This is a genomic window from Marinobacterium sp. BA1, assembly GCF_041155135.1.
Lineage (GTDB): Bacteria > Pseudomonadota > Gammaproteobacteria > Pseudomonadales > Balneatricaceae > Marinobacterium > Marinobacterium iners.
The window spans coordinates 73,377-97,807 of record NZ_BAAFHC010000002.1; the positions used below are offsets into that span (position 1 = coordinate 73,377).

Sequence of the window (24,431 nt, forward strand, 5' to 3'; positions counted from 1 at the left end):
TCACATCGCATCCATTTTATTTTAGGTTGCACTGAATACAGTTTATGTCACTTCTATAGGGAATGCACTACAGGCTGCAGTTACCGGCAATCCGATATCCTGCGGCGATTGCCTCTGATGCCGATGTGAACTCAACGCGGTTATGATCAGCAACACGGTCGTAGCTCGGGCACTTGCCCTCAATGTGAAAAATACGGGAGTTGCGGTTACCACGAACAGAACCTTCGGCCACCTTAGGTGTGTCCGCCGAATCAGCGACTTTGAGTGGCACCTGTGATTTGCGTTGCTGCTCACCCCAGCGCTTGTCTCCGCTGATGTAGGGATTGTTCCAACCCTGAACCTTCGCAATTTTGATATCACGCTCTCGCTCGGCATGGGTAACCGGGTACTGACGATCCCAGGCGGCGAGCAACTGCTGTTGTTGTCCGGATAGACGCAAGTTGTAGCGATCCGCGTAATAGAGGTGAACACGAGCAATGTGTCCCTTAAGGTGGTCGGCAGGCTCGGCTATTCGTTGCTTGAATTCCACTTTGAAGTTGCACGCTCCATACTGGGTGGCCGGGCCTGAAACCATCCCAAAACGGTAGTTGCTACGATCACCGTTAACCTGACCTATCGCGGGAACCAGACCGTGCAAATCCGCTTCTGCTGCATTATATGCCGCGCTTGAGCTTCTGCATGAAGTGCGATTACCACATTGAAACTGTTCACCAATCCACGATATGGGTACCAAGTGCTCAACTTCAACACGTGCTGCGCGGGCTTTAACCGCATCACTGACTGGAGGGCGGATTTCATATCCACATGAGGTATGATCAACACGGCCGCTGGTTCCGCTGGATTTGAGCCAGGTGATATCACAGCCGCAATAAAAGGTTGGAGCATCCTGGTCGATGAGTCTCAGTTGTCGCTTGGCCTCTTCGAAATTAGCCGGTGCCGCCGCAACAGTAGACGCCAGAAAGCTCAGAAACCAAACGGCTGAAGCCATCGTGTACCATTTCTTGTGTCTGTTAGCGATCATGCTGTTGCCATCCCTTCAAATTGTGTTATATTCGATTATACCTAATATGTTTTAAGGAGCAAGTCATGAAACCACAACTGACCACATTTACATTGCTGCTTGGTGCGCTCGCATTGACCGGCTGTATGGAACCGTATGCAAAGTCACAACAGCGTGCATACGTTCCCGCCCCGACCCACAGCATCCCTGCACCACCGGCACGACCGGTTACAACCAGCGCGCCCGCCACAACTAAAGCTGTCACTCGCTCCGCTATAGCCAATGAGAAACCCGTGCCGATAGCGTCAACAGGGTCCGCTCGTACTGTCAGCACTGCGTCCAAACCTGCGACAGGTCCTCACGATGACGGCATTGACGTCCTGAAACCGGTCGATACTCCCAACATCGAGTCCACGCCAATCACGATTCATATCGATTGAGGGATCCATTATGGCCGACAATCACACCAATGACGCCGATAAATCCAGGCCGCCCCTATGGGTGTTTGTCGGCTCTGCCGTTCTCTCCATTGGTTATCTGATTTCAGAAGTAGTCTTCAATGTTGTGCTGCTCGATGTCGCGGGGAGCGTGTCGTCAACTGATGAAATCGAGCAGGTCGAACTCTTTGGCAGGCTCTTGTCATCCATCGGCTTCGGACTCCTTATCGGCCGATGGATCTACCGAAGGACCATGAAGGAAGCGGGCCGCGATGCCATTACCATAGCTTTCTCGGCAATGGTCATATCGGCATGTGCATTCGGTACCGCCCAGCACTTCGGTATCAAGGCGTTCAGCCAGTCACGCTCGATCGATGATCAAATGGATGCCTACATGCTCATGACCCTCAAGCAAGGCATTGCCCGAAACCATGTCACCATCAATGGTCTAGAGTACCTGAATGAGCATATCGATAAACCTGAATCAAAAGCTTTGCTCACACTCTTTGGCCCCTTGGTTTACAGCAATACGGAGCTCAGGGAAACCCTTAAGGCTAAAGACCAGCACTACGTCAGCACTATTGCCGAGCAAGAACACGCAAAACATGTGGCTCGGATTTACAACGCCTATGTAGAAGCGTCAAACAAGCGTGCCGATCTCGCCCGACTGTACGCTGAAGTCGAATCCAAAATCGTAACCCGTGCCAATGAAGAAGCGAACACCGCTTACTCCCAGCTTTGGGAACAACATACTAAGACCAGACGCTCAGTTCGCCGTCACACTCTCTCGGGTACCCGTTATTACAAAACGCTGGATAACAAGTTTTGGCGAGCAACGGGCGTATCACTGCCATCGGAGCCGTGGACGCTAGATCAAAAATCAGCTTTTATTCGCCACTTCGTCAGCAAAAAACTAACCGTTGATGTTCTTGACAGCGCGTTGAATAACGCGGCGACCAATATTGACAGTCAGTTCAATTTTAATCTAGGGATCCATCCTGATTTGCGATATGCCATGAGCGGGCGCGAATTCGTTGCGACTCAATACGCCCAAGCCCCATTGCATGCTGCACTTTTACAGCAGCCAGACATCGATCTTTTCCTGGTGGCCGATCTCGACATGTCAAACGGATTGCGGGATCGATCCCGATCTACCCAGACGCGTATCAGCATTCCTTGGGGATTGCAGTACGACGAGTTCGCCAAACACACAAAGATCATTTTCCTGAATAATCTTCAGGCGGCACACACCGAAAACCTTAATGCCATCCGATCAACACTCGACGATGCGACCTCCAAAGTCGGGGCGCGGTACATAGAGGCCTTATGGGTGCCGGCAGTCGCATTATGCCTATCCATGATGATGATTGTGCTCAATCTTTATAGCCTGGTGGTCATGCTTGTGCGCTATCCCTTCTCGCACAACCTGAACAAAACGGTTCGCTGGTCTGGTTTTATTGTTGGCCATGGCGCTGCCGTTACGGTGTGCACGCTGTTGCTGCTCGCACCCTATTCACACGAACATGTACTGACAGGTAACGCTACGTATCAGGCTGTGTTGACCCGTACCGCCGAGGTTGCACCATGGCCGGCACGCATCATGGACTGGACGTTACGTGCTGAACCCCTGCTGTTTACCGTAGGTGAACCCATCATCCACTCCCGCCGGTCTTTCAGTCTTTTCGATGATTTTGGTACCGGCCAATCCGATGTGTTTGTGTTGTGAGATGTGACTGCTCAAGGTCTATTAGCCCAACCCGGGCAGTAGACCTTGACTCTCCTCACGCCCCCTCAGGCAATCCAAACTATCGCCCCCTCTGAAGACCCCTTCCGCGCTGAGCTGGGCTTCATTACGGTTCTGAAATACATCCAAATCCGCTTGTGTCCACCCCATCTCATCGAGAGTTTGGGTAAGGGGCTGTATGGCACGGGAAAGGTCAATATCCAACCGAGTTGGGAGTGCATGCACCTGCAAATCGATTCCAGCCTCTGATGCGAAGCGTGAAGGCGTAAGCTCAACCGTCTCATACCCCATAAACACACGATCGGCATGATGCAACACCAGCTTGTGCTTGGCGCGTGTCATTGCCACATACGCAAGACGGCGCTCTTCTTCAACATCCTGGGCACCCTCATCCACATCAAAATTCGCATCTCGAAGTGTTGGCATCATGCCATCACTGAAGCCAGCAATATGAACGAAACTGAACTCCAACCCCTTCATCTTGTGTACGGTTGAAAGTGTTACCGCATCAGCATGACCCTCTTCCTCATCCGGAGTGGCCAGCCCGATCTCCATGACCGCACCCCAGCGCTCCATTGCCGTCATGCGGGACATATCGACCAACGTCATACGTGACTTGATCGCCTTATCCACCTGCAGCAGCGACTCAAGACGTGACTCAAAGTTCTTCGCTGGATTGTTGGACCCTTTTGCGAGGGTCTTCAACCAGGGGCCAAAATCACCACCTTGGGGACTCAAAGCCCAGCTCCCCAAACCGTCGGTTAGAGGATCGGAGTTTTGCAATTGAAGTACGCGATCGCCCAGATCGGCTACGCTTTTTGACACTGCGCTTTTGGTACCGAGCACCTCAGCCGCCTTATCGAATATATTGCTGCAATTCGGGTCACAGCGGTATTCCTGTATGATCTGCTGAACACGCTTATCACCGAACCCTTTCACCATACCCGACAACTTGCTAAACGCCATGAAGTCGCGTGGATTGGATGCCAACCGTATGCACGACATGAGCATTTGCACTTCTTGACGTGAGAACAGATCAAAGCCCTGCTGAATCCGGTACGGCACGTCACGCGCTATCAGCGCAGGCTCAAGTACACGTGCCATTCGATTGGTGCGAAACAACACGGCCAGATCACGTGGCCGCATCCCCTGGTCAATGGATCTCTTCAGCCACTGGGCTATCCGATCAGCCATGAGATCGCCGCTTGGGTGACCATAATAAGCAACGGGCTGAGCATTCTGCTGTAACGCGGAATAGGGATTTTTATCCACGCGTTCCTTGTTGTTGCGTATCAAGGCTGTCGAAGGGGCCACGATGGCGTCTGGGGAGCGGTAATTTCGCTCCAGTTTGACTGTCACCGGGTTGAAGTCACGCATGAAGCGCAAAAGGTTGTCCGCCCTCGCCCCTCGCCAACCGTAGATGGTCTGATCATCATCCCCCACCATGGTAACTTGTGGTTGAGGGCTTGCCTGGCCGATCATGCTCACCAACTGGTACTGCGAGGTGTTGGTATCCTGAGCCTCGTCAATGACGATATCCTGAAAGTACCGGCCTAGACTGGATAACCACTGAGGATCCTGACGCAAACCAACCAGAGGCAGAACCTGCAAATCTGAGTAGTCCACAACATTGGCTTCGCGTTTGGCATACTCATAGTGCTGAAATACACTCAACACGTCCTGGTGTGCGAACGACCTGATCCCGTGCTTTTCCAGTAGCTCCTGAATGCCCTGAGCATGGCGCGAATCCGTTGCGTCATAGCCCTCATTGCGTGTGTACTCATACACGGTACGTAGCAGTTTGTCATTGCCGGCCGGTCCTGCGATTTCAAATTGCTTCACCCCTTCGCGGAACATCTTCTTTGCATCCGCTTCATCCATAAGCGAAGGAATATCGGCACGCCCGCATGCCTGTGGATGCTTCTTGAGGAGTTTGTATCCAAAACTATGATAAGTTTCGATCACCGGCATAACCGATGGCGGCACGTCATGTACAGTCAGACGTTCCGATAGGCGTGCATACATTTCACGGCACGCCTTGCGGCTGAACGTCAGCATAAGCATCCGCTGCGGATCTGCACCTGCTTCGATCAAGCGCGCTGCACGCTCGACAATCGTAGCTGTTTTACCAGAACCGGCGCCGGCCACCAACAACATTGGGCCCTGATGGTGATTCGCTGCCTGATTCTGGATGTCATCCAATACAACTCGTGTTTTAGCCACAACAGGATACCTCTTCATTTATCACCTGACTGGACGCAGCAAGAGGGTCTTGAGCTGATCGCTCAACTTCTTGAACGAGTAGTTCATTAAAGCGGGAAATTCGCTGACCCAGCGACAATGAATCCAAATCCTTCTGGAGATGTGCGTATGCCCGATCCTCAGGGTAGCGGTTGTCTGACAAACCCAGGCAGTGCCGTGTCTGAGACACCTGAAATAGTCGAATGCAATCGGCATCCTTGAACATGGGCCACCTCTATAACCTGTTTAACCATATATCCGATTATACTGTTTCTTTTTTACCCTGTCGTGTGAACTTACTGCGCACTGGTGAGCCTATATGATATAATGTATAACTAAATATGTTTTTTGTTGAGGCTCCCATGACACCACAAACCACCCACAAAACAATAGAAGGTGAAGTGCGACGCGTCTTGTTCGGGCCAGACCCTCGGACAGGATTTACCATTTTCATCCTTGATAATCCGCGCTGCACTTCAGATCCAGGTCTTTGTATCAATACGGGTATGGAGCTCACCGTAAAAGGATCATGTGTCAGCCTTAAGCGATCCGATACTATGGTGTGTGAGGGGGATTTCATTCAGGATCCCAAATACGGGCGTCAATTTAAAGCGGCAGCGGTGTATCCCGGCCAGCCTGATACGCGCTCACCTGATGGCGTGGCATCCTATCTGGTTGATGCTGTGAAAGGGGTCGGCAAGACCCTTGCCAAACGCATTGTGAAAGCCTTTGGCAGCGAACATGTGTTTGACGTGTTTGATCACGAACCTGACCGCTTGCTTGAAGTAAACGGCATCACAGAATCCAAACTCAAAACGATCAAACGCAGCTGGCACGATGCGCGCGGCTCTTATCTGGTGATGACATTCCTGCGCGGATTGGGTATTGGCCCTGAACTGAGTCACCGTGCCTATATGCACTTGGGTGGGCCTGATGGTGCCGATGTAGTGGGGCTGATTAAACAGAACCCTTATCGTCTGGTTGAAGTTCCACTCATTGGCTTCAAAAAAGCGGACGAAGCTGCACTTGCGATCGGCATTGCACCGGACTCCCCTTTTCGCATAGAAGCCTGTGCAATGCACCTGCTGCAGGAGCATGCAGCTAACGGCAACACCTACATGCCATTGAAAGAGCTCGGGCGCGGCATTGTTAACCTGTTGCAGGTGGACCGAAGCATTGTCGCCAACACGCTTCTGGAAGCCACAGCACGAGAGGACGATGATGCTTACATCACCATTCCTCACTATTCCCCAGGCAACGATTGGGAGCGCTGGGTTATGCTGCCCATGCTCTATGCCTGCGAACGAGGCATCGTCAGTCAAATGCAAACTCTGCTGCGCGGTATGCCTCATTTCGAGGGTGTCAGTCGTGAATCCCTCGATCGATTTGCGCAGGATAACTTTCGGCTCGATGCCGATCAGGAATCGGCTGCTCGGATGGCCTTGACCCAAAAGTTTTCGATCCTAACCGGCGGCCCGGGCATGGGTAAAACTGCCATTACCAAATTCATCTCTAAATCACTGCTTGACCAGGGCGCCAATATCCTTCAGGTCGCACCGACAGGACGCGCAGCCAAACAATTGCGGGATGCTACTGGCGTTGAGGCCATGACGATTCACCGTTACATCGGCAAGGTGAAGGCCGCTCGGGATGCCGAAGATGAAGAGGCAATTAAGGCACTTGAGTTTGATGTTGCCATCATGGATGAAACGTCCATGACCGATACCTGGCTGATGTACCAGTTCCTCAAATACCTACCCTCCAAGGCTATTGTCTTGTTGGTTGGTGATATCGATCAGCTCGCCTCTGTAGGTCCGGGTAACGTCCTTGGCGATTTGATTGACCCGGGCCTCATTCCGGTCAGCAGGTTAACCAAAGTGTACCGACAGGGCGATGGCTCAGGGGTGGCCGCTGCCGCCCGCGATGTCATCCAAGGGATCTACCCGACGTTCACCGAGGATTTCAGGTTCACACCTGTTAGCGAAACTGCCGATATTGCGGCGCTTACGATTGCCAAGGTGTGTGACTATCTGAACGATGGTATCGATATCAGCGAGATCCAAGTACTCTCTCCGATGTACAAGTCCGAGGTGGGTGTTACCGCCTTGAACAATGCCATACAGAAAGTCGTACTGCCGGGATACTCGGGGCCCAGAGTCAAAATTTTCGACTACGAATTTTGCATTGGCGACAAAGTACTTCAGAACAAAAACAACCCAAAGCTTGATATCGTCAATGGCGATATTGGCTTTGTACGAAAAATCGTTAAAGAGGACGATGAGACTTTCCTGCACATCCAGTTTGATGATCGTTATGTTGAAATGAAACGCGCCGAAGCGAATGATCTGACCCTTGCGTATGCGATGAGCATCCATAAATCGCAAGGTGGTCAGTTCTCAAAGGTCATCATGCCTATGCATATGAGCCAGTATTCAATGCTTCAACGCAACCTGCTCTACACCGGCATCACCCGTGCCAAGGAAGAAGTGGATATTTTTGGTGAGGCACGCGCGTTGAAGCGCGCCGTTCAAACGGAAAAAAACAGCACTCGACAGACCGGTCTGAAGCAGGCATTAATGCACCTCGCAGGCCTTGCTGATACACAAACAGGAGAAACGCCGTGAGCACATTGACCTTCAAAGAGCGCTTGCCTCGATACGTGACAATCCTTTCTCTTTTGGCACTTGTGGGTTGGGGCCTTTGGGTGCTGACCATGGATCATTTTTCCGCGCATCGCGCGGCGAAATCATTTGGTGAGGCCATCAAGGCCAAGGATTACGACCGCGTTAATGACCTGATCGATTATCAACGCCTCAGTGACACCCTTGCAAACCGCCACTACCCGCTTCTGGAACAGCGCTTACTGGCGTACTTCCCGCATTCACCACGCAATGCACTGGGCTTGGGTGGTGCTACGGAGACGTTCTCTCGGGCTATGTTGCCCTTTATGGGTAAGGTTGCCGCCTTGGGGTTAAAAGTTGAAAAACTCCCCAGTGCAGGACAGGTCGCGAAGGGCATTATCAAGAAGGCCGTTTCACCTCAAACCGTGATGGTCCTGGTGCTAAGCCAGGATCAATTGACTGATACCTTGAAGGCATTAGGCGATCTCTACATCGATCTCGATCATGAAGGTGACGATTTTGCGGACGAAAATTATTACCGTTATGTCCTCGGGGAATATCTCCGGACACGAACCAACAAGCGCCTGACCCCTACCGTCAGCCTGGATGAAATTCGCGAGCGTATGCGAGTCAAGCAACAAACCAAACAAGACGCTTATAATGCGCTGCCTGAGGTCACAGGTATGGAAGTACGCTTCACACGTGTCGACAGCACGACCGCACGCATACGTTTGGCGAAAGGACCACTTGGCAATCGCCAGGTTGATATCATTTTTACCCGTCCAGGTATGTTTGAAGACTGGAAGATCGTGGATATCAAGGAGGTTTGATCAGGGCGCCTGAGGCGCCCTTTCGTTAAGCGAGTTTCAAAGCTGCTTCCGTCATACCCTCAGCGACAGCAGATTCTCCCGCCAACCAGCGATCCAGATTCCGCTCGTGAAGGTACTGAGGGACCATATCACGGAGATGCCCAAAGACCTGATGGACCCCCTTCGAGACCGCAAAACGCCGTAACTCCTCGACTTCGACCATTTCAGGCCCATGACCCGGCTCTCGGATTGTAAGGTACAACGTATACGGGGACCCTTTCAGCGCCTTCTCTGCCGCATACAAACCGTCGATCACAGAGGATACGATCTGGTGCGTTAGATCTGCATCACTGAGATCCGGTACTGAAAACACCCATTCGGGCTGCTGACGCAGCGGTCTGAAATCATTCCCCTGTCGCCACATCACCAGGTCATAGGTTGATTGTGTAGATGCACTCGCCATAAAAAACACCACAACATAATCGTTTTTGTTATCAAGCTACACTGTAGCCGAAAAAAACCGGCGCAGAGCGCCGGCGAGGGTCGAACAACAACAAGGGATAGGTTACGACATAAAATCCGCCAGGCTCTGCGTACGTGCCTTGGTGACAAAGGGGTCGTCTTCAAGCTGGGACTCGTCAGGTGCCATCTGTGAACGCGGCTGATAGTCGATTTCAAGCTCTTCTTTCATGACTTCAACAACCTCCTCAATCAGATCCTCCCGGTGCTGACAAATAAAGTCAGCCATTTCCTTAACCGGGGAACCGATTGCACTTTTATGCTCCGGCACCTCCATTGACTGATCTAGTACACGGAACACATCAATTTTTCGGAGTTCTGCAATCGAATCGGTGGCGATCTTGATAAAGCTTTCGGGCTCAAAAGCAGATGCCTTCTGATGCGGCGTGGATGGTGTGTTTGGTACAGCATCCGGTTGAACCGCTGCGCTGTCAACACCCTGCCCTAAGTTGGAAAGCGCCTGTTCACTGGCCAATGCCAGCGCCTGCTCGATCGCATCGTCATCACTGACATCGAAGTTATTCAGCATCGCCGACGCGGTTGAGACCGCAGCGCCCAGATCAAAATCGGACAGCGGGTCATCCAGCGCAAGATCATCACGGTCGTCCACCTGATTTACGCCAAAGCGAGCATCAATGCCGGCAACCTGCTCCATAAAAGCATCCGTGAGCAGCAGACGGACCGCTTTATCGGCCTCTCGTGAGGCCTCCATGATCAGATTGGGATCACCCGCCATGGCATCACGTTGCTGCCAGGTCTCGATGTAACAGGCACTGTTGCCGGCTTCAAACGGAAGTCCAAGCTGAGCCACCGTCATCGCCGCGGCGATTTCGGCCACCAGTTCCTCGCGAACACGGTTCACATCCGTAATGCCTTCGATGGCACAGGGACGCTCAAGACCCCCCATGGTGCTATGGCCCGCTTCATGTGCCAGGGTCGACAGAAACCGCGGCAGCGACTCATATTGCTCCATGGGCGCCATACGAATCACATGACCGTTCAGCTCATAGGATGCTGTTCGGATTTGCGGGATAAAGTTGATGGTGAGGCCGGTACTCTTCAGGTGGTCGATAAACGCCTCGACGACCGCCAAATCACGCTCCGCCTTAACGTCCTGCGGCACCGGTAAGCGTTTAAGGCCTTCTGAATCAATACCCAGATGGGCCTCCAAGCCACTCGCCTGGTCAGCGTTAAACACAACATATTCACGCAAGAAGGGAATGCGGACAATGTCTTCCTTGCTCAGTTGACTGACCTGCTCACGGGACATCTGATCAAGGTTAATCACTCTGCCGCTTTGCTTATCCTTCAGCAAGGCACCAAAAAAGACGACCCGCGTCCCCTTTTCACCTTTGTTGACACTCCCACCGAGCGCCTTCATCTGTTTGAAGGTGGCCCATGCGTTGGTACTGAACTCATGCGCTTGCGACTGCGCAAGGGTCAGCACGAAATTGATGCCGCTGTAACCCTTCTGTGTACTCAGGTTATGCGGCAGCACCGGCCCCGGGTAATTGACGTTCGCAGGCGCAAATCCTTTACGCCACGGCGGCAAATCACCTTCCTGCATCAGACTCAAAAGGGTTTCGGTGACCGAGCGACGAATGTCGTCCTGAGATTTCCCTTTACGGCTGCGTTTAGATGGATTGGCCATTTACGATCTCCTGTTCATTCAATTACTACACCAGGGCCATGTCATTTCAGTCTTCGTCAAACATGTCGGCGGGTAGCGGGGGTACGATCTGACGCTTCGCTTCGTCGAAGCTTATTACAGCCTCGCCGCATTCGGCGACAATCGCCAAATACTCAGCATCAGACATCGGCTGTACCGTGTGCGTGGCCTCGGAAGCGGCCTGTGATGTATGTGTCATGGTGTGCGCTCCATGGAGTTGGCCCAGATGGGCAGAACGCTATGTATCATAGCATAACGGGTTAAACTGATTATAGTATCGTTGAAACTGGAAAATCTGTCCACTGCCGAAGATGCGGCGGGTTACCAAAACGCGCGGAAAGCCCCTTACCTTTCAGTGAGGGGACGTGGTGCCCTTTGGGTATGTAGACGTGAACGGGGTGTGTTTCTGTCCGCCTACGACATTGACCCTTACACCAAGGGTGCGGGCAAAGACTTGGGCCTGCACTCGCAGACCCTGCAGGAAGTGTCACGCGAGTACGTCACCCGCCGGCAGCAGTTCAAAAAGACACGGCTGCAGTGGCGCAAGAGCGCCGGCGTGCGCCGCTCGCTCGGCTGGATTCCGTTCAAATCCGGTGCGGTGAAGTGGAAGAGCGGCCAGGTCTACCACAACGGCCACCTCTTAAAGGTCTGGGACAGCTACGGGCTGGCCCAGTGCCGGCAGGGCAGGATGCGATCGGAATCGATCTCGGGCTCAAGGATACGGCCACGTGTTCGGATGGCACCCGGCTGGAGGCCGGACGCTTCTACCGTGATCTGGAACCGGCGCTGGCCAAGGCTCAGAGGGCTCGGAAGAAATCCCGGGTCAAGGCGATACACGCCAAAATCCGGAACCGGCGCAAGGATGCTTTGCACAAATTCAGTCGCCAACTGGTGAACCGCTGCGGCGTGATCATCATTGGCGACGTGAAATCCCGTTCATTCACCCGTACGAAAAGCGCCAAGTCGGTGTACGACGCCGGCTGGGCGCTTTTCGTACGGGTGAATGAAGCCTACACCACCCAGGCCTGTTCATGCTGCGGGAGCATTCCCGCCAGCAGTCCGAAAGGACGAGCGGGCCTTGGAATAAGAGTTTGGACCTGTGAGTGTGGTGTCACTCACGACCGCGACGTCAATGCGGCCAGGAACATACTCGCGCTCGGGCATGGGCGTCTCACAGGAGGAATCGCCGCCTCTTCAGGGCGGTGAGGATGTCAATCTTTTGCGCGGAACTCAGGCCGATATCGGTAGATCGACAACATTTCGATCAACGGAGTGTCTTCCAGTTTGCGGCCTTTAACGCGCTGCTGTTTCGATCGGGGATCAGGCGTATTCTTAGGGTGCTGGATGGATACTGTCTGCTGGGGGTCGTGCGGTATCAATGACGGAATACTGGCCGGCAGGCTGATACGGTGGCGATCCGGCCAATACCCTGTGGCATACAATACAGGTTTGGGCGTCTGCACATGTGCCAACACTTCTTGCGGGTGTATCTGCAGCATCATTGCCTGAAGCTGTTCGATGTCCGGGTGTGAGGCGTCCATATCCAGCACCCGTGCCTGCACCTCAGCCGCTGGTATGCGCTTGACGTTGCGTTTGTGCAGCCAGCTGAAACGGATGCGGTCAGGGGCTCGATCGGCCCGGGCGTAGACATTCAGGTGACGCCATGCCTGACGCAGATTCAGATTGGCGCGTCCGATGGAGGCCAGATGGAACCGTGCCAAAGGATAAATGCCCTTGGGCAGCACACCGACTTGATAGCTTAAGCCGACCGTATGCCATGTGACCCGTGCCTTGGCAGGGGGCGGTGCCGGCTGGCCGGATTGATCGACATAGATCTCATTGGCCTCTTCCACCGATGCTCGGAAGGCATCCTTTAGCGCGTTGATCCTGGTCGCCCATTCCGTCAGAGCCAGCGGCGGAACAGCCAACACACCGGGGCAGTCCCAGCTTTGACGGCCATCCGTACTGTCCTTGGGGTAATCCAGCACCGCAAAGGCCGCGATCGCGGCACGGCGCATAGCTGCTTCTTCATCTGATGACGCGCTGCCCAGCGTATCCGCATCTGTTGACGCTCCATCTCCCTGAAGAAGCCAAGCAGGCCCGGCGAACTCGGTTAACCAGCCAACCCAGTCATGAAGGGCCGCATCCAGCGCGGAGAGAGATTGCGAAACCGCCTCACGGCGCAGTGCCAGGTCCATCTCAAGCGTCCAGGTAAATGCCGCGCCGACCTACGCGCTGCATTCGCTGAGCAGGAGACGGATTGACGAGCGCCCCGTACGTCACCCCCCAGCGATCAAGGCGTTGACGCACCTGCTGACGCTCTTCGTCAGTCAATCCATCAGGGAGATCGGGAATCAGAATATCCACCAACGACGGTGTAAATCCAACCTGATCGGCGTTGTACATCACCAGCAATTCAGCACCTATCAGGTAGCGCACCAAATCAGGCTCATAGTTGGCAGTGGCCTGCACATGCGCTTCGAAGTGCTCCAAAAAATGCTGCACCCCACGGTGCTTGTTGACGCTGATAACATCGACCCATACACCCTCCATGGTATCTATCACCCGCGCCTGTCCCCACCGACTGTCATCATGCATCGACAACGGCTCTACCGCTGCGTCATGTTCACTAAGGTGCTGATTCACGCATGCCATACTGACCTCCCCTCGCCTCGGGTGCTATAAATGTAACATATAGTCCGCAACCCGTATATTGTCCAACTCATACCCTTAGTGCCATATCCAACCAAAAAGTGCCACATTGTCCTGAATGGAAGAACCCCTCTTCAAAACAAGAAGAGACGCTTTGATTTATTAGAAACTTAAATCCATTACGCATGACAGATGAATCCCATCTTTTAAAACGGAAGTACCCCTCTTATTTAGCTTGGGGCTTAATCAGGCTGTCGCCTTATATATTCGGTTAAACTACATCTAAACAAAAAGAACCCCTTTTTTCAAGAGAAATAAACCCCTTTTGATCAATGAATTAATGTTTTTCGTTCTATTGCATCGATTGTAAAACCTAGCTTTCATTCATGAGGGTTAGCCATTATAGCGACGTAAGGTGGCACTTTTTGGTTGGTGGGTTGGTCAGGGTGGGTGCTGCCTAGTTCGTTTAGACTATATGTTACACTATGGTAGGGTTGATCTTGCCGTCTTTGCTAAAAGACTTTATTCTGCTTCTCGGTCTTTTTGTTAGTAGTTGGCGAGATCCCGTGCCATTTATTCTCCATTGCCCCCGAGGGTAGAACGTTCTTCGTGGGTCAAGCCGTAAAGCTTGAATACAGCCCGGTTGCATGCTCGCACGTCCCGTTTGATGGCAGCGTCGACCAGCTCACGGCGCAGTGGTTCAGACACATCCGACCAGCGCGGAATGCGGATTCTGCGCAGATACTGCGCCTGGAAGCGCAGAAACCCTCCGCGCATTTTCGTTGAATAGGTCGCCACGAACAGACGGGTAACAGCGGAAAGCAGTACAGCCTGCAAGGCTCTAAGCTCCCAGTCATCTGACGTCACGTAGTAGAGATTATGATGTGGATACAGCTCTCCACCTTCAAAGACAATGTGTGCCTCACCCTTAATGTCTGGAATCAGCAGCTTAGGCCTTGTGGCTAGCGCCGGATTAATGCGGTCAATCGTGCGATACCCGTTAGCTGGAACCTTCTGCGCACAGTGACGTCTCGCAATCACCTCCCGCCTAGCCTCAAGGTAGCGCCGTAGGCGCGGGTATTCGTCGAGATCGACCAGTCCAGCTGATTCGGTAAAAGGGTTGATGACACCCTGTCCTCGCCACTGCACCTCGCCCGTTATGATGTCCTTGGTAGTAACCAACGGTAGCTTCCGGTCTGGCTCGACATCAAGCGCTTCGATATCCCCTATGAATGCTTTGTCAGCGCCGGTCGCGACACCGATTCCAACCTTGCAACCGGCGTCTTCTAGCTGCGGGAAAGCACTCTCCAGGCGGCGAATGAGCGCCATTTGGTCCGAGGACTCCAACAGCCAAGGCTCCGCACCATTAGGCACGCAAGAAAGTTCGCGCACCGGACCTGGTTCTTTCGGCAGCGTTTTTGCTGTAAGCAAGCTTGCCAGCTTGGACAGCGCCGCCCGGTCAATGTCTGGACGGTGAGCAATTCGTGTTGCTCCCGGCAATTCACGACTGATGACAGTGATGGCTGGGTAGGCAATCACATCAGAGTGGAAAGCTGGAGTATCCACCATATCGACATAGAGTTTCAGGTGGAACCGTTCAGCCACGAGGCTGCGCAGCGGCCCACCATAGCGGTTCTTCATCCACCGATCCGCGCAGATGAAGCCCAAGCTGCCACCGTTCGACAAGACCGACAGCGACCGCTCAATGAAGGGTATGTAGATATCAGCTCGGTCGAACATGGTCTGGTAACGATTGCGGTATTCGGCGAGCAAGGGCGCAGGGATCAACTCCTGACGCACATAGGGCGGGTTGCCGACTACAAAATCGAATTGCCCTTCAAGCGGTGCAAGCAGGAAATCACCCTGAGACAGCCAGCAGTCAGCCAAGGCGGCTGCGCTATCCGCAGTGATCCCCCACTGATTGAGCAGCGCGACAACTGCAGCATGAGTGCTGCGGAAGGTATCGCGGTGCAGCTCCACCGCCCGGATCGCATCGGCCAGGTCGTCGAGTGCGGAACCGTTTGGGCTAACTGCCCGCCATGCGCTCAAAAGTCGTCCAATGATCGGTAGTAGAACGTCTCCACCGCCGAACGACGGCTCCAAGAGCCGCATTTCATGAAGCGGTTGATCTTCCGTGTATCCAGTCAGGTCCAAGATAAAGTCAACCACCTCTGAGCGCGTGAAAATTGCTCCACGAGCTTCTATCCCCCCACCTGCCGCCATTGCTTCAGTCGCAGCCATAACGGGACAATTAGGCAAAGTTTCAGACTCCTGAATAGACTGTCGCACTCCGTTAGTATTGCCAACGTCTAGCGATTGCTGGAACATCAAAATTCCTCATTGACGCGGCACGACTACGCCGACGTGCTTGTAAAGTGTGGTGCGCGATACGCCATACCGACGGGCAACCTCAGCCACCTCAATGGCTGGATCACGTAACAGTGCTTTGATCTCGCGCATCTGCTTATCGCCCAACTTCGGTTTCCGACCACCGGCCCGGCCACGGGCGAGAGTGGCTCCAAGATCAGCCTGCGCCCGTTCCCGAATAAAGGTATCCTCGCGCTCTGAGAAGTCTGCGCTATTCGCGTGCCTACTACCAACAGACATCAACTGTCTATTATTTGATCAATCGCTGTAACCGCGATGTCACGGAGGAAAGTCAGATTATCCACGCATGTGTCCACGGAAAATGTGGATAATCTATTATTCTTCCACCTCAAGTAGGTGCAACAATGACTAGCATGGTTATACAAATGATGCAACTGGAAAAAGCAACGGCTCTTTCAAAATTTAAGGTGCTAACATAGGCACTACCATCGATAAATCGTTTATAAATTACTAATATTGTCGCTAACAGTCCTAGTATTACCATGTAATTGAAGGCCGCTTGGGCATCTATCCAAAGTACTAGAATCGCAGACAGTTGGAAAACCACCCTGAACATTCGCGACGAATCTAATTGCAGTAAATTTAAAACTACAACTACAGCGACCAGAACTAGCGCGGGTATGGCATCAGAGACTGTTGGATTTCTAAAAAAACATACAACTAAAGCTAATGACCAAAGAGTAACCCATAACCCTCCCGGCACCTCGACCTGATCATATAAGATGAGTGCTATTCCCAAGATTGTTATGGCAGTACATAACGCCAATAGCGCCACAACTCCATCACCCAAGACAATAACAAACACTGCGCCCATCATCGCACCCACCCCTTCAATTATAGGGTAACGTTTACTGATCGAGCTTCCACACTGACTGCATCTGCCCCATAATAAGAACCAGGAGAATACCGGTATATTTTCATACCAACGAATTTTATGGTGGCAATTTGGACAATTTGAGGAGGGAAAAGCGAGATTGAATTGAGGTTCATTATCCACAAACCCTTGCTGCTCTCTGATACGCTTAGCTGCCTGAATATACCTCATTTTTGGCAAGCGATAGACCACAACATTCAGGAAGCTTGCAAGCAAGCCTCCTAATATTACACCTACAAGAAAACCAAATAAAGGAAGTTCTGGTAGCATGCGCCACTGCGATAATAACGTTTGATTCCATAAACTTAGGTCTATCATACCCAATAACCCCTGTTCTTCAAATATTGAGCAGCCTTTTACAATTTAGAAATATATAATTAATAAATCCAGCTCTGAATTTAAAGTTACAGGTTGTTTACTCCGAGCACCGCTAAAATGATGCACGATAATCGGACTATTTATAAAACCAAATAACGATTAATCACCCCTAATTAAAGCGTGAGTTTTGAAAATTGAAAAATCTGGTAAAAGATCTGGTAGAAGCCGCCACTATTCAAAGTCGGCTTCTACCAGCCTATCAGTTAATATCCAAATTCAGATAACCGTGGCTATCTGCATACTTTACAACCCTTGGTGTTTGAACATTTAACCTGAGCCGTACTACCACTGCTCCATGATGCGGTATATGGCCCGCTGTTTCGATACCATCTCCACGTCCAATAATAGCTGGATCCAGAATAAACATGCTCGCATCTTTGATAATCATCAACTCTATTCTGTCTTCCGTAAACATACCCTGTATCAACACTTGTACCTACTGCCCACTCCGTATTGTAGTAATAGTAGCTTGGATCTCCATCATCATAAAATCCCAGCTGAAACAATCTGCTGCGGTATTTTTTATCGCGAGTACTGCTATTACACGTTTCAGCGTAACTTGATTTGTTTTGGCGCGCATGCTTGTAATAACGCCAGGACAAGTTGCTACTGTTAAATATCAGTTTTGAATACAACTCACCATTCACCGTAATCTGTGGATATGCCGCCAAAATCACAGTGCGTGGAGTGTTATAAGGTATAGTAAAGCAAGAACCACTGTCATCGCGGGAAATCCAGACACCACCCAAGCAAATCAGTGGGGTTCCATAGTCCGTGTATCCCAACTGGCCTTCTACTGAACAGCTATCACCTACCTCCGCGATTTCAACAACATTGGAACCGCCGCTTCCATTTTGTTGAACACCGTAAGGCTTCCACATACCCTCGGGCTGAAGACCCGCAATGGATGGACCAACGTTAAACCAGTAACAGACCTGAAAAACAAATGCTGCCTTAACGTATAAGTTCATAACCTAACCTTCTCAAGCGGCGCGCCCTACACCAGAGGTCCGCTATTAGCACTTAGACGACCATTCTCGTTGACATTACACCCAAAGGCAATGTGGAACAACCAAAACCGGTCAATATTGTATATATCTATTTATATATCTATTTATATATGTTGTGGATGTACTTCTATGCCCAAGAATACTTCCTTTAAGTGCCTTACCAAATCAAAAGCTAATATTTTCAATAGCTTAAGAACAGATCGTGAATTTCAGGTTAGTCTGAAGGTGAACAAATCCGCGCTGAAGGTGAACAAATCCGCGCTGAAGGTGAACAAATCCGCGCCGAAGGTGAACAAATCCGCGCCGAAGGTGAACAAATCCGCGCCGAAGGTGAACAAATCCGCGCCGAAGGTGAACAAATCCGCGCCGAAGGTGAACAAATCCGCGCCGAAGGTGAACAAATCCGCGCCGAAGGTGAAGGGGCCCACTCTTTGATCTGGATCAAGAGTTCATTACCGTTTGCAATGTGAGCTTCAAGAACATATTCTATTTGCAGTATAACCTTTTATATTTGAAGTCGCTGACGTGGATGTTCCCTATGCAACAGCAGGCACTCCCTACGATGAAATTAACACCCAAAAGCCGGATACGGTTGTCCCAACAGTTGATGACAAGCCAGTACCAGCTTTCGGTCAGTGCCCATCGCCTACTCGCCATATCATTGGCACGTCTCAGCGAATACATTATTGATCATGAAGCGCGCTTGCCTGACCAGAAGGTAGAGACCTTACCGGAGTTGATGTTTGAGCTCTCCAGCCTGGTAGGTCTTTTCGATTGTAAAGAGAAAACCGTTCAGCGCTGGGCCCACGATGCAACGGTCGAGTTAATGGGTACAGTCATTGGTCACTGGCGCGAGGACAGCTGGGAAAAATGTACGTGGGCGACGTATTCCAAGTGCGAGAATGGACAAGTTACTTTCCAGATTAACCCTAAGCTGTTACCCCACATCCACCGGCTTGTCAGTGACGAAGTCTACACAGAGTACGGTATAGATCAGCTAAAGTTCTTCAACTCGAACTTACTCTTCCGACTCTATGAGCTGTTCAAATGCCACGTGCGTCACGGGACACTTGAAATGCATGAGGACTACCTGAAAACATTTCTCGGCGTTGATCCGGATAAATATTCCAAAAAATCACACTTTGAAAAAAGGATCCTGGATGCCAATATCAAAAAGCTCAATACGTTGACGGACCTCGACATCCAATACAGCTTTAAAGGTTACCGGGGACCTCGAATCTATGTATTCATTTTGGCTCTCAAGCCCGTTGATTTAAAGGATGGTGTCGACGCTAAATTAGCGGATGGGACACCGAAAATAGCTACCAGTGCGGGGCTTGAGGTTGCTCAAGAACCAAAGGGCTCAGACAAGATGCCCGAGCGCAGAGTCAATCCAGCCAAACACAACGCAGAAGCTCAAAAGTCAACGTCTGAAGAAGAGCGTATCTGCAATCGACTTAAGGGCTACGGTCTGAATGCGCAGCAGATGGAGTGGGCAATTTTGATTGCTTCCGCAATGGAAAACCCCCGGAACGTGGTCAAAAACACTCTCAAAAACATGTTGGACGGTTTTATAGAAAAAGGTGTGACCACTCAGATCGTGAAACAAAATCTTGCCTACGTTAATGCGTACATTGGTCGCACTGGCGGACAGTTCAGAAGTCCTATGTTGCTTGAGCGATTTATTAATCAATCAATCGCAAAGGTCGAAGGAGTCTGGGTCTATACGGACACAAATGCCGATAACTTTCCCGAGGTTCCATCTACCGCATACACCCTACCGCCATGTGAGCATTGGAGCGCCCTCATATTGAGCCATGCGGAACATCCGGTGAAGGGTTTACACTCTGAGAGCGACTCAGTAGCCGAGACTGCACCTAACACACCACAGTATGCCGCATCAGACATGATCGAGGATGCAGTATTCACTCCGTGTGATGGGCCTGATCAAGACCTTCTTTCTGTTCAGTCCAAGCCGGATCAGCCGCTGAGTGCATCGGACTATAAGGCTCAGCTCAAGGGGCTGTCATCGTGAGGTTTTCTGAAGCAGATATTAAGCGGTTAGGTATCGTCGTTGAAGGTAATCGTGCAAAAGTTACTACCCCGTACCGTAGGGCTTCACACATGTCCAATGAACCGTCTGATAATTTTGCCAAATTCAGACAGCACACATCGTCTCAAAGCGACCCTCAGCAATTATTATTCGATGCCCTGATAGCGATTGAAGGGCTTAATGTGTGCTGGGAGCAAAAAAACCTGATTCCAAATCGAAAATATCGTGCTGATATCTATCTTCCTGAATCGCAGGTGATCGTTGAAATGGACGGATTCAAATACCACCGTTCGAAGGATGCGTTCCAGTCCGATCGGATGCGTCAAAACCTCATGGTAGAAAATGGCTTTCATGTGCTGCGATTTTTCACACGTCAGGTATTCAACGAACTTGATATGGTGATTACCCAAATCTTGAGCGTTCATCAACGATATCACCAGGAAAAACCTCATGAGTTATACGCCTGAGCAGCAGGTTGTCATTGACGCCTCAGGCCGCATTATTGCGGTCAATGCATTTGCGGGTACTGGTAAGACGTATACGCTTGTAGGACGCGCCCAGGCCCATACAGATGAACGTATGCTGGTGTGCATGCTCAACCGTGCGAACGCCATTGAGGCACGCGAGCGATTCCCTCGCAATGCCTATGCGAGCACATCACATTCGCTGGCATTTCAGGCGATCGGTAAGCATTTTTCACACAAGCTGGGTGATATCAAACCCTTCCAATTGCTTCAGATGATGGATATTCCGATTGGTGGGCGGCGACAACAAGAACAAGCGGCATTTGTCGTTTTAGCAACGCTGCGAAACTTCATGACCAGCGCCGATATGGCCATTGACGACCATCACGTGCCTGCAGGGGAGGCACAGCGTATCGGTCTTGCGGCGTACGAGGTCGTGAAGTACGCCAAATCGTTATGGAATCAGCAGATCGATCCGAACAGTACTGCTCGTCTTCCGCACGATGGCTATCTTAAAATTTACCAGATGTCGATGCCGAAGCTGACTGAGTACCAGACGATTCTGCTCGATGAGGCACAGGACCTTAATCCGGTTACGCTGGCAATCATGGAGCATCAGGATCATGCGCGCTTGATACTGGTGGGTGACGAACACCAGTCGATCTACTCATTCAGAGCCAGTATCAACGCCTTGGCCACAATTGATGCTGATGATCGATTCTACTTAACTCAGAGCTTCAGGTTCGGCAGTGCCATCGCGGATACCGCTAATACCCTCCTCTCAACGTTTAAAGGTGAAACCCAAGCACTGAAAGGACTGGGGGCCGAAAGCGCCGTGGGTGATTTCCCAAGCGGCATTGGGCATCACGCCATTTTGTGTCGCACCAATGCCGGTATTTTTGATGCCGCCGTGGATTTTATCAACGAGTATGGCAATGCACCCATTGCCTTTGCCGGTGGGCTTAAAGGGTATGCACTCGACCAGCTGATGGACACCTACAACCTGCGTAATGGTGAGTTGTCGGATGTACGAGATAGCTTTATACGTTCTTTCGGTGATTTCGATGAGCTTGAGGCCTACGCTGAAAACGTGGATGACAAAGAGTTAAAATCCCGCTGTCGCGTGCTCGATACGTACGGTAAAGGGGTTCCCAAGTTTGTGGCGATGCTTCGCCAAATGGAAGCTGAAAATCCCGACCATGCAGTCGTTACCTTCTCAACAGCGCACAAATCCAAGGGCCTTGAGTGGGATTATGTGCGCCTCTGGAATGACTACACAGCATTAGTGGATAAGCGCGGTCTCCCCCTGACCGCCGCAAATGCCGGCCGTGTGTCTGATGGTATGGAGCCTGTGGATCTGGAGGAAGTGAACCTGATGTACGTGGCAGCCACGCGCGCCCGGAAGGTTTTGGATACAGATGACTCATCACTGGGCCTGTTTCTTGAGCGGCATGCTGGGATGAATCGCGCCCGACAGAAGCGGTTGCATGCGCCACAAGGAGCTTCACATGCGGGAAAGTTGTTTGACCTGGGTCAATAATACAGCCATTCGAGCCCAGGTCGAACACCGCAGCACCCATTAAGTGTTTATGCTTTAGTCGTAACTGAAAATACATATGGGCACACTGCGAAACCTCAATAGCGGTGTTGGCAATAACAAACACAACAAGTTAGCGGTGAACGGTTGTTTCACATGATTCTTTTTTGTAGAAGTTGATGAGATTTTTGACACATCTGGTGGCATTACGCGACACAATCTAGGAATTTTTCCTATTGAATCAGGCCAAAACCCAATTAGAATGGTGTAACCGATAGGCGACAAACAACAATAACGTGATCGCCATACATAGACTAAACGACTCACGGAACCGGATCAGGACTAAAATAGATGAAAGCGATAAAAGTGGCCCCCAGCACCTCGCTGACTGCTCAAATATCAACACCCACCGCACGACTGGTATTCAATCTTGTAGCTAAACAGATTCCCGCCCGCTTCAACTTGTCAGTACACATCAGTGACATCGGTAATGGAATGCGCTGGATGCGTCTACAAGGTGAAGCCGATGCTATCCGTTCCGCTGAAAGAGAACTTTTGACTTTAGGTATTTTGTGCGCAGCTGATGGGTGCGAATTGGACATCCCATCCCTTCCTGTTGCCGATTCGTGGCTTGAACGTATTGATCACACAGTTCGCAGCTTCGGTAACGTCGAGTCACAGTCGTGTGACGACTCCCTTCACTATCGTGTTGCTAATCAGGACGATTACCGCTAGCTAAGACACGTGTGTGCAGAATGACGCGGCTCTAAGGAGCCGTTTTTTTTGGGAAACATAAACTATATTTGATATACCCCGATATGTTTGGTACGCTCATCCTCAGATCCGGAAAGAATGACACAGGGTGCGCATCATGAGCGGTAAGTTTTACCAGGCAGGCGATCCTGCCGTGCAAGCCATTTTCGACCGAGCGACTGAAGGCAGGCCAGTTTTTACAACACGCTCCGAGTGTGTTCGTGAACCTTTGCAGAGTGAATCCCCCACCTCAGTCTGGGTGTCATCCTCAGCCGTGCCGCTCAGTACAGCGTCCTCACACTCGCCATCATTCGATTCTCGTGTTGAGTATGTCTTTACAGCCTTCCGTGCAGCCTATGGTAGTCGATTTACCTCCGCACGAAGTGCTCAGGAGCTTATCGATTTCAAACAGATGTGGCAGTCGATTCTTAAGCCTTTTGAGATTGACGAGGTGAAAAGAGCCGTTCAAACAACCATAACCACTCTACACTGGCCACCGTCTATCATCGAGTTTTTGGAAAATTTACAATCTGCTCGTGCGGGCTTTACCCTCCCCTCCTCTGATCAGGCATACCACGAAGCGTGCTCACATGCGGCAAGCCCCTCTCGTGCACGATGGACTCATGTGGCGATTTACCATGCCGGACGTGATACGGGCTGGTATAGACTTCGTAGTGATTCCAGCTTTGCTGTGTCGAAAGCATTTGCACATCACTACAACCGATATGTACAACGCGTCATGGCCGGTGAAGTGCTCGAACAGCCAAAAAGTTCCCAAGAGACTCCACATGCCCTTGATATGAACGTTAAGCATCAGGATGCCACCCAATTTATTCGTGAAATGATTGACCATTACTCGTCTGAATCCGCAGGTCCGCTCGATGCAGCCATTATCTCTGAAGTGTTTTTCTACCTTACACTTCCTAGCGGGCCTGTTAGGCGCTCAATGAAAAGCCGTTCAGAAGAAAGGGTTCAACGTGAATCGCTTCCTATTCCCGTACCGCTCCCGGATACAATTTAAGAAACTCTTGAGATACCCCTGTAGTGACTGGCCGTGGAAGTGTGAAAATTTTCACACTTTCGTTTCAACCGCGAAGCTTCTTGAACGCTCCCCGCCTGAGGGTGGAAGTGTCACTCTCTCAAAATCAATTAAATTTGATACTCCCCTCACAAACAAAAAGCTTTGATAAGCCGTCCTTCCACACACTGCGCTTCCTCAAAGAGTGTGAAAATTTTCACACTCTTTGATCTTGAATCATAACTAGAACAATATTATTGGTGT

The 24,431-nt window shown here is 51.2% G+C and carries 22 protein-coding genes; 10 read left to right on the forward strand and 12 right to left on the reverse strand.

Annotated elements, in window-relative coordinates; all coding sequences use genetic code 11:
• Positions 1 to 67: 67 nt before the first annotated feature.
• Positions 68 to 1,021, reverse strand: a complete 954-nt coding sequence (locus tag ACAM29_RS19540; protein WP_369625247.1) for an endonuclease — start codon at positions 1,019 to 1,021, stop codon at positions 68 to 70.
• Positions 1,022 to 1,086: 65 nt separating this feature from the next.
• On the opposite strand from ACAM29_RS19540, the gene ACAM29_RS19545 reads away from it, so the two are divergent.
• The gene (locus ACAM29_RS19545; RefSeq protein WP_369625248.1) at positions 1,087 to 1,440 is read left to right on the forward strand and encodes a hypothetical protein; all 354 of its coding nucleotides are present in this window, start codon (positions 1,087 to 1,089) and stop codon (positions 1,438 to 1,440) included.
• A 10-nt stretch (positions 1,441 to 1,450) separates the two neighbouring features.
• Entirely contained in the window at positions 1,451 to 3,163 is a 1,713-nt protein-coding gene (locus ACAM29_RS19550; RefSeq protein ID WP_369625249.1) for a hypothetical protein, read from the forward strand.
• Between the two features lie 21 nt (positions 3,164 to 3,184).
• On the opposite strand, the gene ACAM29_RS19555 is transcribed toward ACAM29_RS19550, so the two are convergent.
• The gene (locus ACAM29_RS19555) at positions 3,185 to 5,404 is read right to left on the reverse strand and encodes an ATP-dependent helicase (RefSeq protein ID WP_369625250.1); all 2,220 of its coding nucleotides are present in this window, start codon (positions 5,402 to 5,404) and stop codon (positions 3,185 to 3,187) included.
• 380 nt (positions 5,405 to 5,784) lie between these two features.
• On the opposite strand from ACAM29_RS19555, the gene ACAM29_RS19560 reads away from it, so the two are divergent.
• Positions 5,785 to 8,046, forward strand: a complete 2,262-nt coding sequence (locus tag ACAM29_RS19560) for an ATP-dependent RecD-like DNA helicase (protein ID WP_369625251.1) — start codon at positions 5,785 to 5,787, stop codon at positions 8,044 to 8,046.
• The gene (locus tag ACAM29_RS19565) at positions 8,043 to 8,873 is read left to right on the forward strand and encodes a hypothetical protein (protein WP_369625252.1); all 831 of its coding nucleotides are present in this window, start codon (positions 8,043 to 8,045) and stop codon (positions 8,871 to 8,873) included. Before ACAM29_RS19560 ends, ACAM29_RS19565 begins: the two co-directional genes overlap by 4 nt.
• Positions 8,874 to 8,898: 25 nt before the next feature.
• On the opposite strand, the gene ACAM29_RS19570 is transcribed toward ACAM29_RS19565, so the two are convergent.
• The 3 genes from ACAM29_RS19570 to ACAM29_RS19580 form a co-directional block, all read right to left on the reverse strand.
• The gene (locus ACAM29_RS19570; protein WP_369625253.1) at positions 8,899 to 9,315 is read right to left on the reverse strand and encodes a hypothetical protein; all 417 of its coding nucleotides are present in this window, start codon (positions 9,313 to 9,315) and stop codon (positions 8,899 to 8,901) included.
• A gap of 102 nt (positions 9,316 to 9,417) precedes the next feature.
• Positions 9,418 to 11,022 (reverse strand): ArdC-like ssDNA-binding domain-containing protein, encoded by a 1,605-nt coding sequence (locus tag ACAM29_RS19575; RefSeq protein WP_369625254.1) that lies wholly within the window; start codon positions 11,020 to 11,022, stop codon positions 9,418 to 9,420.
• A 46-nt stretch (positions 11,023 to 11,068) separates the two neighbouring features.
• Positions 11,069 to 11,239, reverse strand: coding sequence for a hypothetical protein (locus ACAM29_RS19580; RefSeq protein WP_369625255.1), 171 nt, complete (start codon positions 11,237 to 11,239; stop codon positions 11,069 to 11,071).
• A gap of 404 nt (positions 11,240 to 11,643) precedes the next feature.
• On the opposite strand from ACAM29_RS19580, the gene ACAM29_RS19585 reads away from it, so the two are divergent.
• A complete protein-coding gene (locus tag ACAM29_RS19585) occupies positions 11,644 to 12,246 on the forward strand; it encodes an RNA-guided endonuclease InsQ/TnpB family protein (protein ID WP_369625256.1) in 603 nt (200 codons plus the stop codon).
• Positions 12,247 to 12,251: 5 nt separating this feature from the next.
• Here ACAM29_RS19585 and ACAM29_RS19590 read toward each other — a convergent pair whose 3' ends face one another.
• The 7 genes from ACAM29_RS19590 to ACAM29_RS19620 all read right to left on the reverse strand — a co-directional run bounded on the left by ACAM29_RS19590 (position 12,252) and on the right by ACAM29_RS19620 (position 18,770).
• Complete coding sequence (locus tag ACAM29_RS19590; protein WP_369625257.1) at positions 12,252 to 13,238, reverse strand: hypothetical protein; 987 nt, start codon at positions 13,236 to 13,238, stop codon at positions 12,252 to 12,254.
• Between the two features lies 1 nt (position 13,239).
• The gene (locus ACAM29_RS19595) at positions 13,240 to 13,695 is read right to left on the reverse strand and encodes a hypothetical protein (RefSeq protein WP_369625258.1); all 456 of its coding nucleotides are present in this window, start codon (positions 13,693 to 13,695) and stop codon (positions 13,240 to 13,242) included.
• Between the two features lie 570 nt (positions 13,696 to 14,265).
• Positions 14,266 to 16,020 (reverse strand): Eco57I restriction-modification methylase domain-containing protein, encoded by a 1,755-nt coding sequence (locus tag ACAM29_RS19600; protein WP_369625259.1) that lies wholly within the window; start codon positions 16,018 to 16,020, stop codon positions 14,266 to 14,268.
• Positions 16,021 to 16,029: 9 nt separating this feature from the next.
• The gene (locus ACAM29_RS19605; protein WP_369625260.1) at positions 16,030 to 16,299 is read right to left on the reverse strand and encodes a helix-turn-helix domain-containing protein; all 270 of its coding nucleotides are present in this window, start codon (positions 16,297 to 16,299) and stop codon (positions 16,030 to 16,032) included.
• Between the two features lie 109 nt (positions 16,300 to 16,408).
• A complete protein-coding gene (locus ACAM29_RS19610; RefSeq protein WP_369625261.1) occupies positions 16,409 to 17,272 on the reverse strand; it encodes an A24 family peptidase in 864 nt (287 codons plus the stop codon).
• Positions 17,273 to 17,562: 290 nt separating this feature from the next.
• Positions 17,563 to 18,303, reverse strand: coding sequence for a hypothetical protein (locus tag ACAM29_RS19615; RefSeq protein ID WP_369625262.1), 741 nt, complete (start codon positions 18,301 to 18,303; stop codon positions 17,563 to 17,565).
• 248 nt (positions 18,304 to 18,551) lie between these two features.
• Complete coding sequence (locus tag ACAM29_RS19620; protein WP_369625263.1) at positions 18,552 to 18,770, reverse strand: hypothetical protein; 219 nt, start codon at positions 18,768 to 18,770, stop codon at positions 18,552 to 18,554.
• 110 nt (positions 18,771 to 18,880) lie between these two features.
• Here ACAM29_RS19620 and ACAM29_RS19625 point away from each other — a divergent pair, with 110 nt between their 5' ends.
• The 5 genes from ACAM29_RS19625 (at position 18,881) to ACAM29_RS19645 (ending at position 24,170) form a co-directional block, all read left to right on the forward strand.
• Positions 18,881 to 20,377, forward strand: coding sequence for a replication initiation protein (locus ACAM29_RS19625; protein ID WP_369625264.1), 1,497 nt, complete (start codon positions 18,881 to 18,883; stop codon positions 20,375 to 20,377).
• A complete protein-coding gene (locus tag ACAM29_RS19630) occupies positions 20,374 to 20,862 on the forward strand; it encodes an endonuclease domain-containing protein (RefSeq protein ID WP_369625265.1) in 489 nt (162 codons plus the stop codon). Before ACAM29_RS19625 ends, ACAM29_RS19630 begins: the two co-directional genes overlap by 4 nt.
• Positions 20,846 to 22,399, forward strand: a complete 1,554-nt coding sequence (locus tag ACAM29_RS19635) for a UvrD-helicase domain-containing protein (RefSeq protein WP_369625266.1) — start codon at positions 20,846 to 20,848, stop codon at positions 22,397 to 22,399. Before ACAM29_RS19630 ends, ACAM29_RS19635 begins: the two co-directional genes overlap by 17 nt.
• 348 nt (positions 22,400 to 22,747) lie before the next feature.
• Positions 22,748 to 23,131 carry a hypothetical protein gene (locus tag ACAM29_RS19640; RefSeq protein WP_369625267.1) on the forward strand — a complete coding sequence of 128 codons (384 nt, stop codon included), beginning with the start codon at positions 22,748 to 22,750 and terminating at the stop codon, positions 23,129 to 23,131.
• 136 nt (positions 23,132 to 23,267) lie between these two features.
• Complete coding sequence (locus ACAM29_RS19645; RefSeq protein ID WP_369625268.1) at positions 23,268 to 24,170, forward strand: hypothetical protein; 903 nt, start codon at positions 23,268 to 23,270, stop codon at positions 24,168 to 24,170.
• The last annotated feature ends 261 nt before the right edge of the window (positions 24,171 to 24,431 follow it).

Excerpts from the sequence above, each read along its gene's own strand:
- ACAM29_RS19540 (WP_369625247.1), bottom strand. The coding sequence starts at position 1,021 with ATGATCGCTAACAGACACAAGAAATGGTACACGATGGCTTCAGCCGTT.
- ACAM29_RS19545 (WP_369625248.1), top strand. The coding sequence starts at position 1,087 with ATGAAACCACAACTGACCACATTTACATTGCTGCTTGGTGCGCTCGCA.
- ACAM29_RS19550 (WP_369625249.1), top strand. The coding sequence starts at position 1,451 with ATGGCCGACAATCACACCAATGACGCCGATAAATCCAGGCCGCCCCTA.
- ACAM29_RS19560 (WP_369625251.1), top strand. The coding sequence starts at position 5,785 with ATGACACCACAAACCACCCACAAAACAATAGAAGGTGAAGTGCGACGC.
- ACAM29_RS19570 (WP_369625253.1), bottom strand. The coding sequence starts at position 9,315 with ATGGCGAGTGCATCTACACAATCAACCTATGACCTGGTGATGTGGCGA.
- ACAM29_RS19575 (WP_369625254.1), bottom strand. The coding sequence starts at position 11,022 with ATGGCCAATCCATCTAAACGCAGCCGTAAAGGGAAATCTCAGGACGAC.
- ACAM29_RS19580 (WP_369625255.1), bottom strand. The coding sequence starts at position 11,239 with ATGACACATACATCACAGGCCGCTTCCGAGGCCACGCACACGGTACAG.
- ACAM29_RS19590 (WP_369625257.1), bottom strand. The coding sequence starts at position 13,238 with ATGGACCTGGCACTGCGCCGTGAGGCGGTTTCGCAATCTCTCTCCGCG.
- ACAM29_RS19595 (WP_369625258.1), bottom strand. The coding sequence starts at position 13,695 with ATGGCATGCGTGAATCAGCACCTTAGTGAACATGACGCAGCGGTAGAG.
- ACAM29_RS19600 (WP_369625259.1), bottom strand. The coding sequence starts at position 16,020 with ATGTTCCAGCAATCGCTAGACGTTGGCAATACTAACGGAGTGCGACAG.
- ACAM29_RS19605 (WP_369625260.1), bottom strand. The coding sequence starts at position 16,299 with ATGTCTGTTGGTAGTAGGCACGCGAATAGCGCAGACTTCTCAGAGCGC.
- ACAM29_RS19610 (WP_369625261.1), bottom strand. The coding sequence starts at position 17,272 with ATGATAGACCTAAGTTTATGGAATCAAACGTTATTATCGCAGTGGCGC.
- ACAM29_RS19615 (WP_369625262.1), bottom strand. The coding sequence starts at position 18,303 with ATGAACTTATACGTTAAGGCAGCATTTGTTTTTCAGGTCTGTTACTGG.
- ACAM29_RS19625 (WP_369625264.1), top strand. The coding sequence starts at position 18,881 with ATGCAACAGCAGGCACTCCCTACGATGAAATTAACACCCAAAAGCCGG.
- ACAM29_RS19635 (WP_369625266.1), top strand. The coding sequence starts at position 20,846 with ATGAGTTATACGCCTGAGCAGCAGGTTGTCATTGACGCCTCAGGCCGC.
- ACAM29_RS19640 (WP_369625267.1), top strand. The coding sequence starts at position 22,748 with ATGAAAGCGATAAAAGTGGCCCCCAGCACCTCGCTGACTGCTCAAATA.
- ACAM29_RS19645 (WP_369625268.1), top strand. The coding sequence starts at position 23,268 with ATGAGCGGTAAGTTTTACCAGGCAGGCGATCCTGCCGTGCAAGCCATT.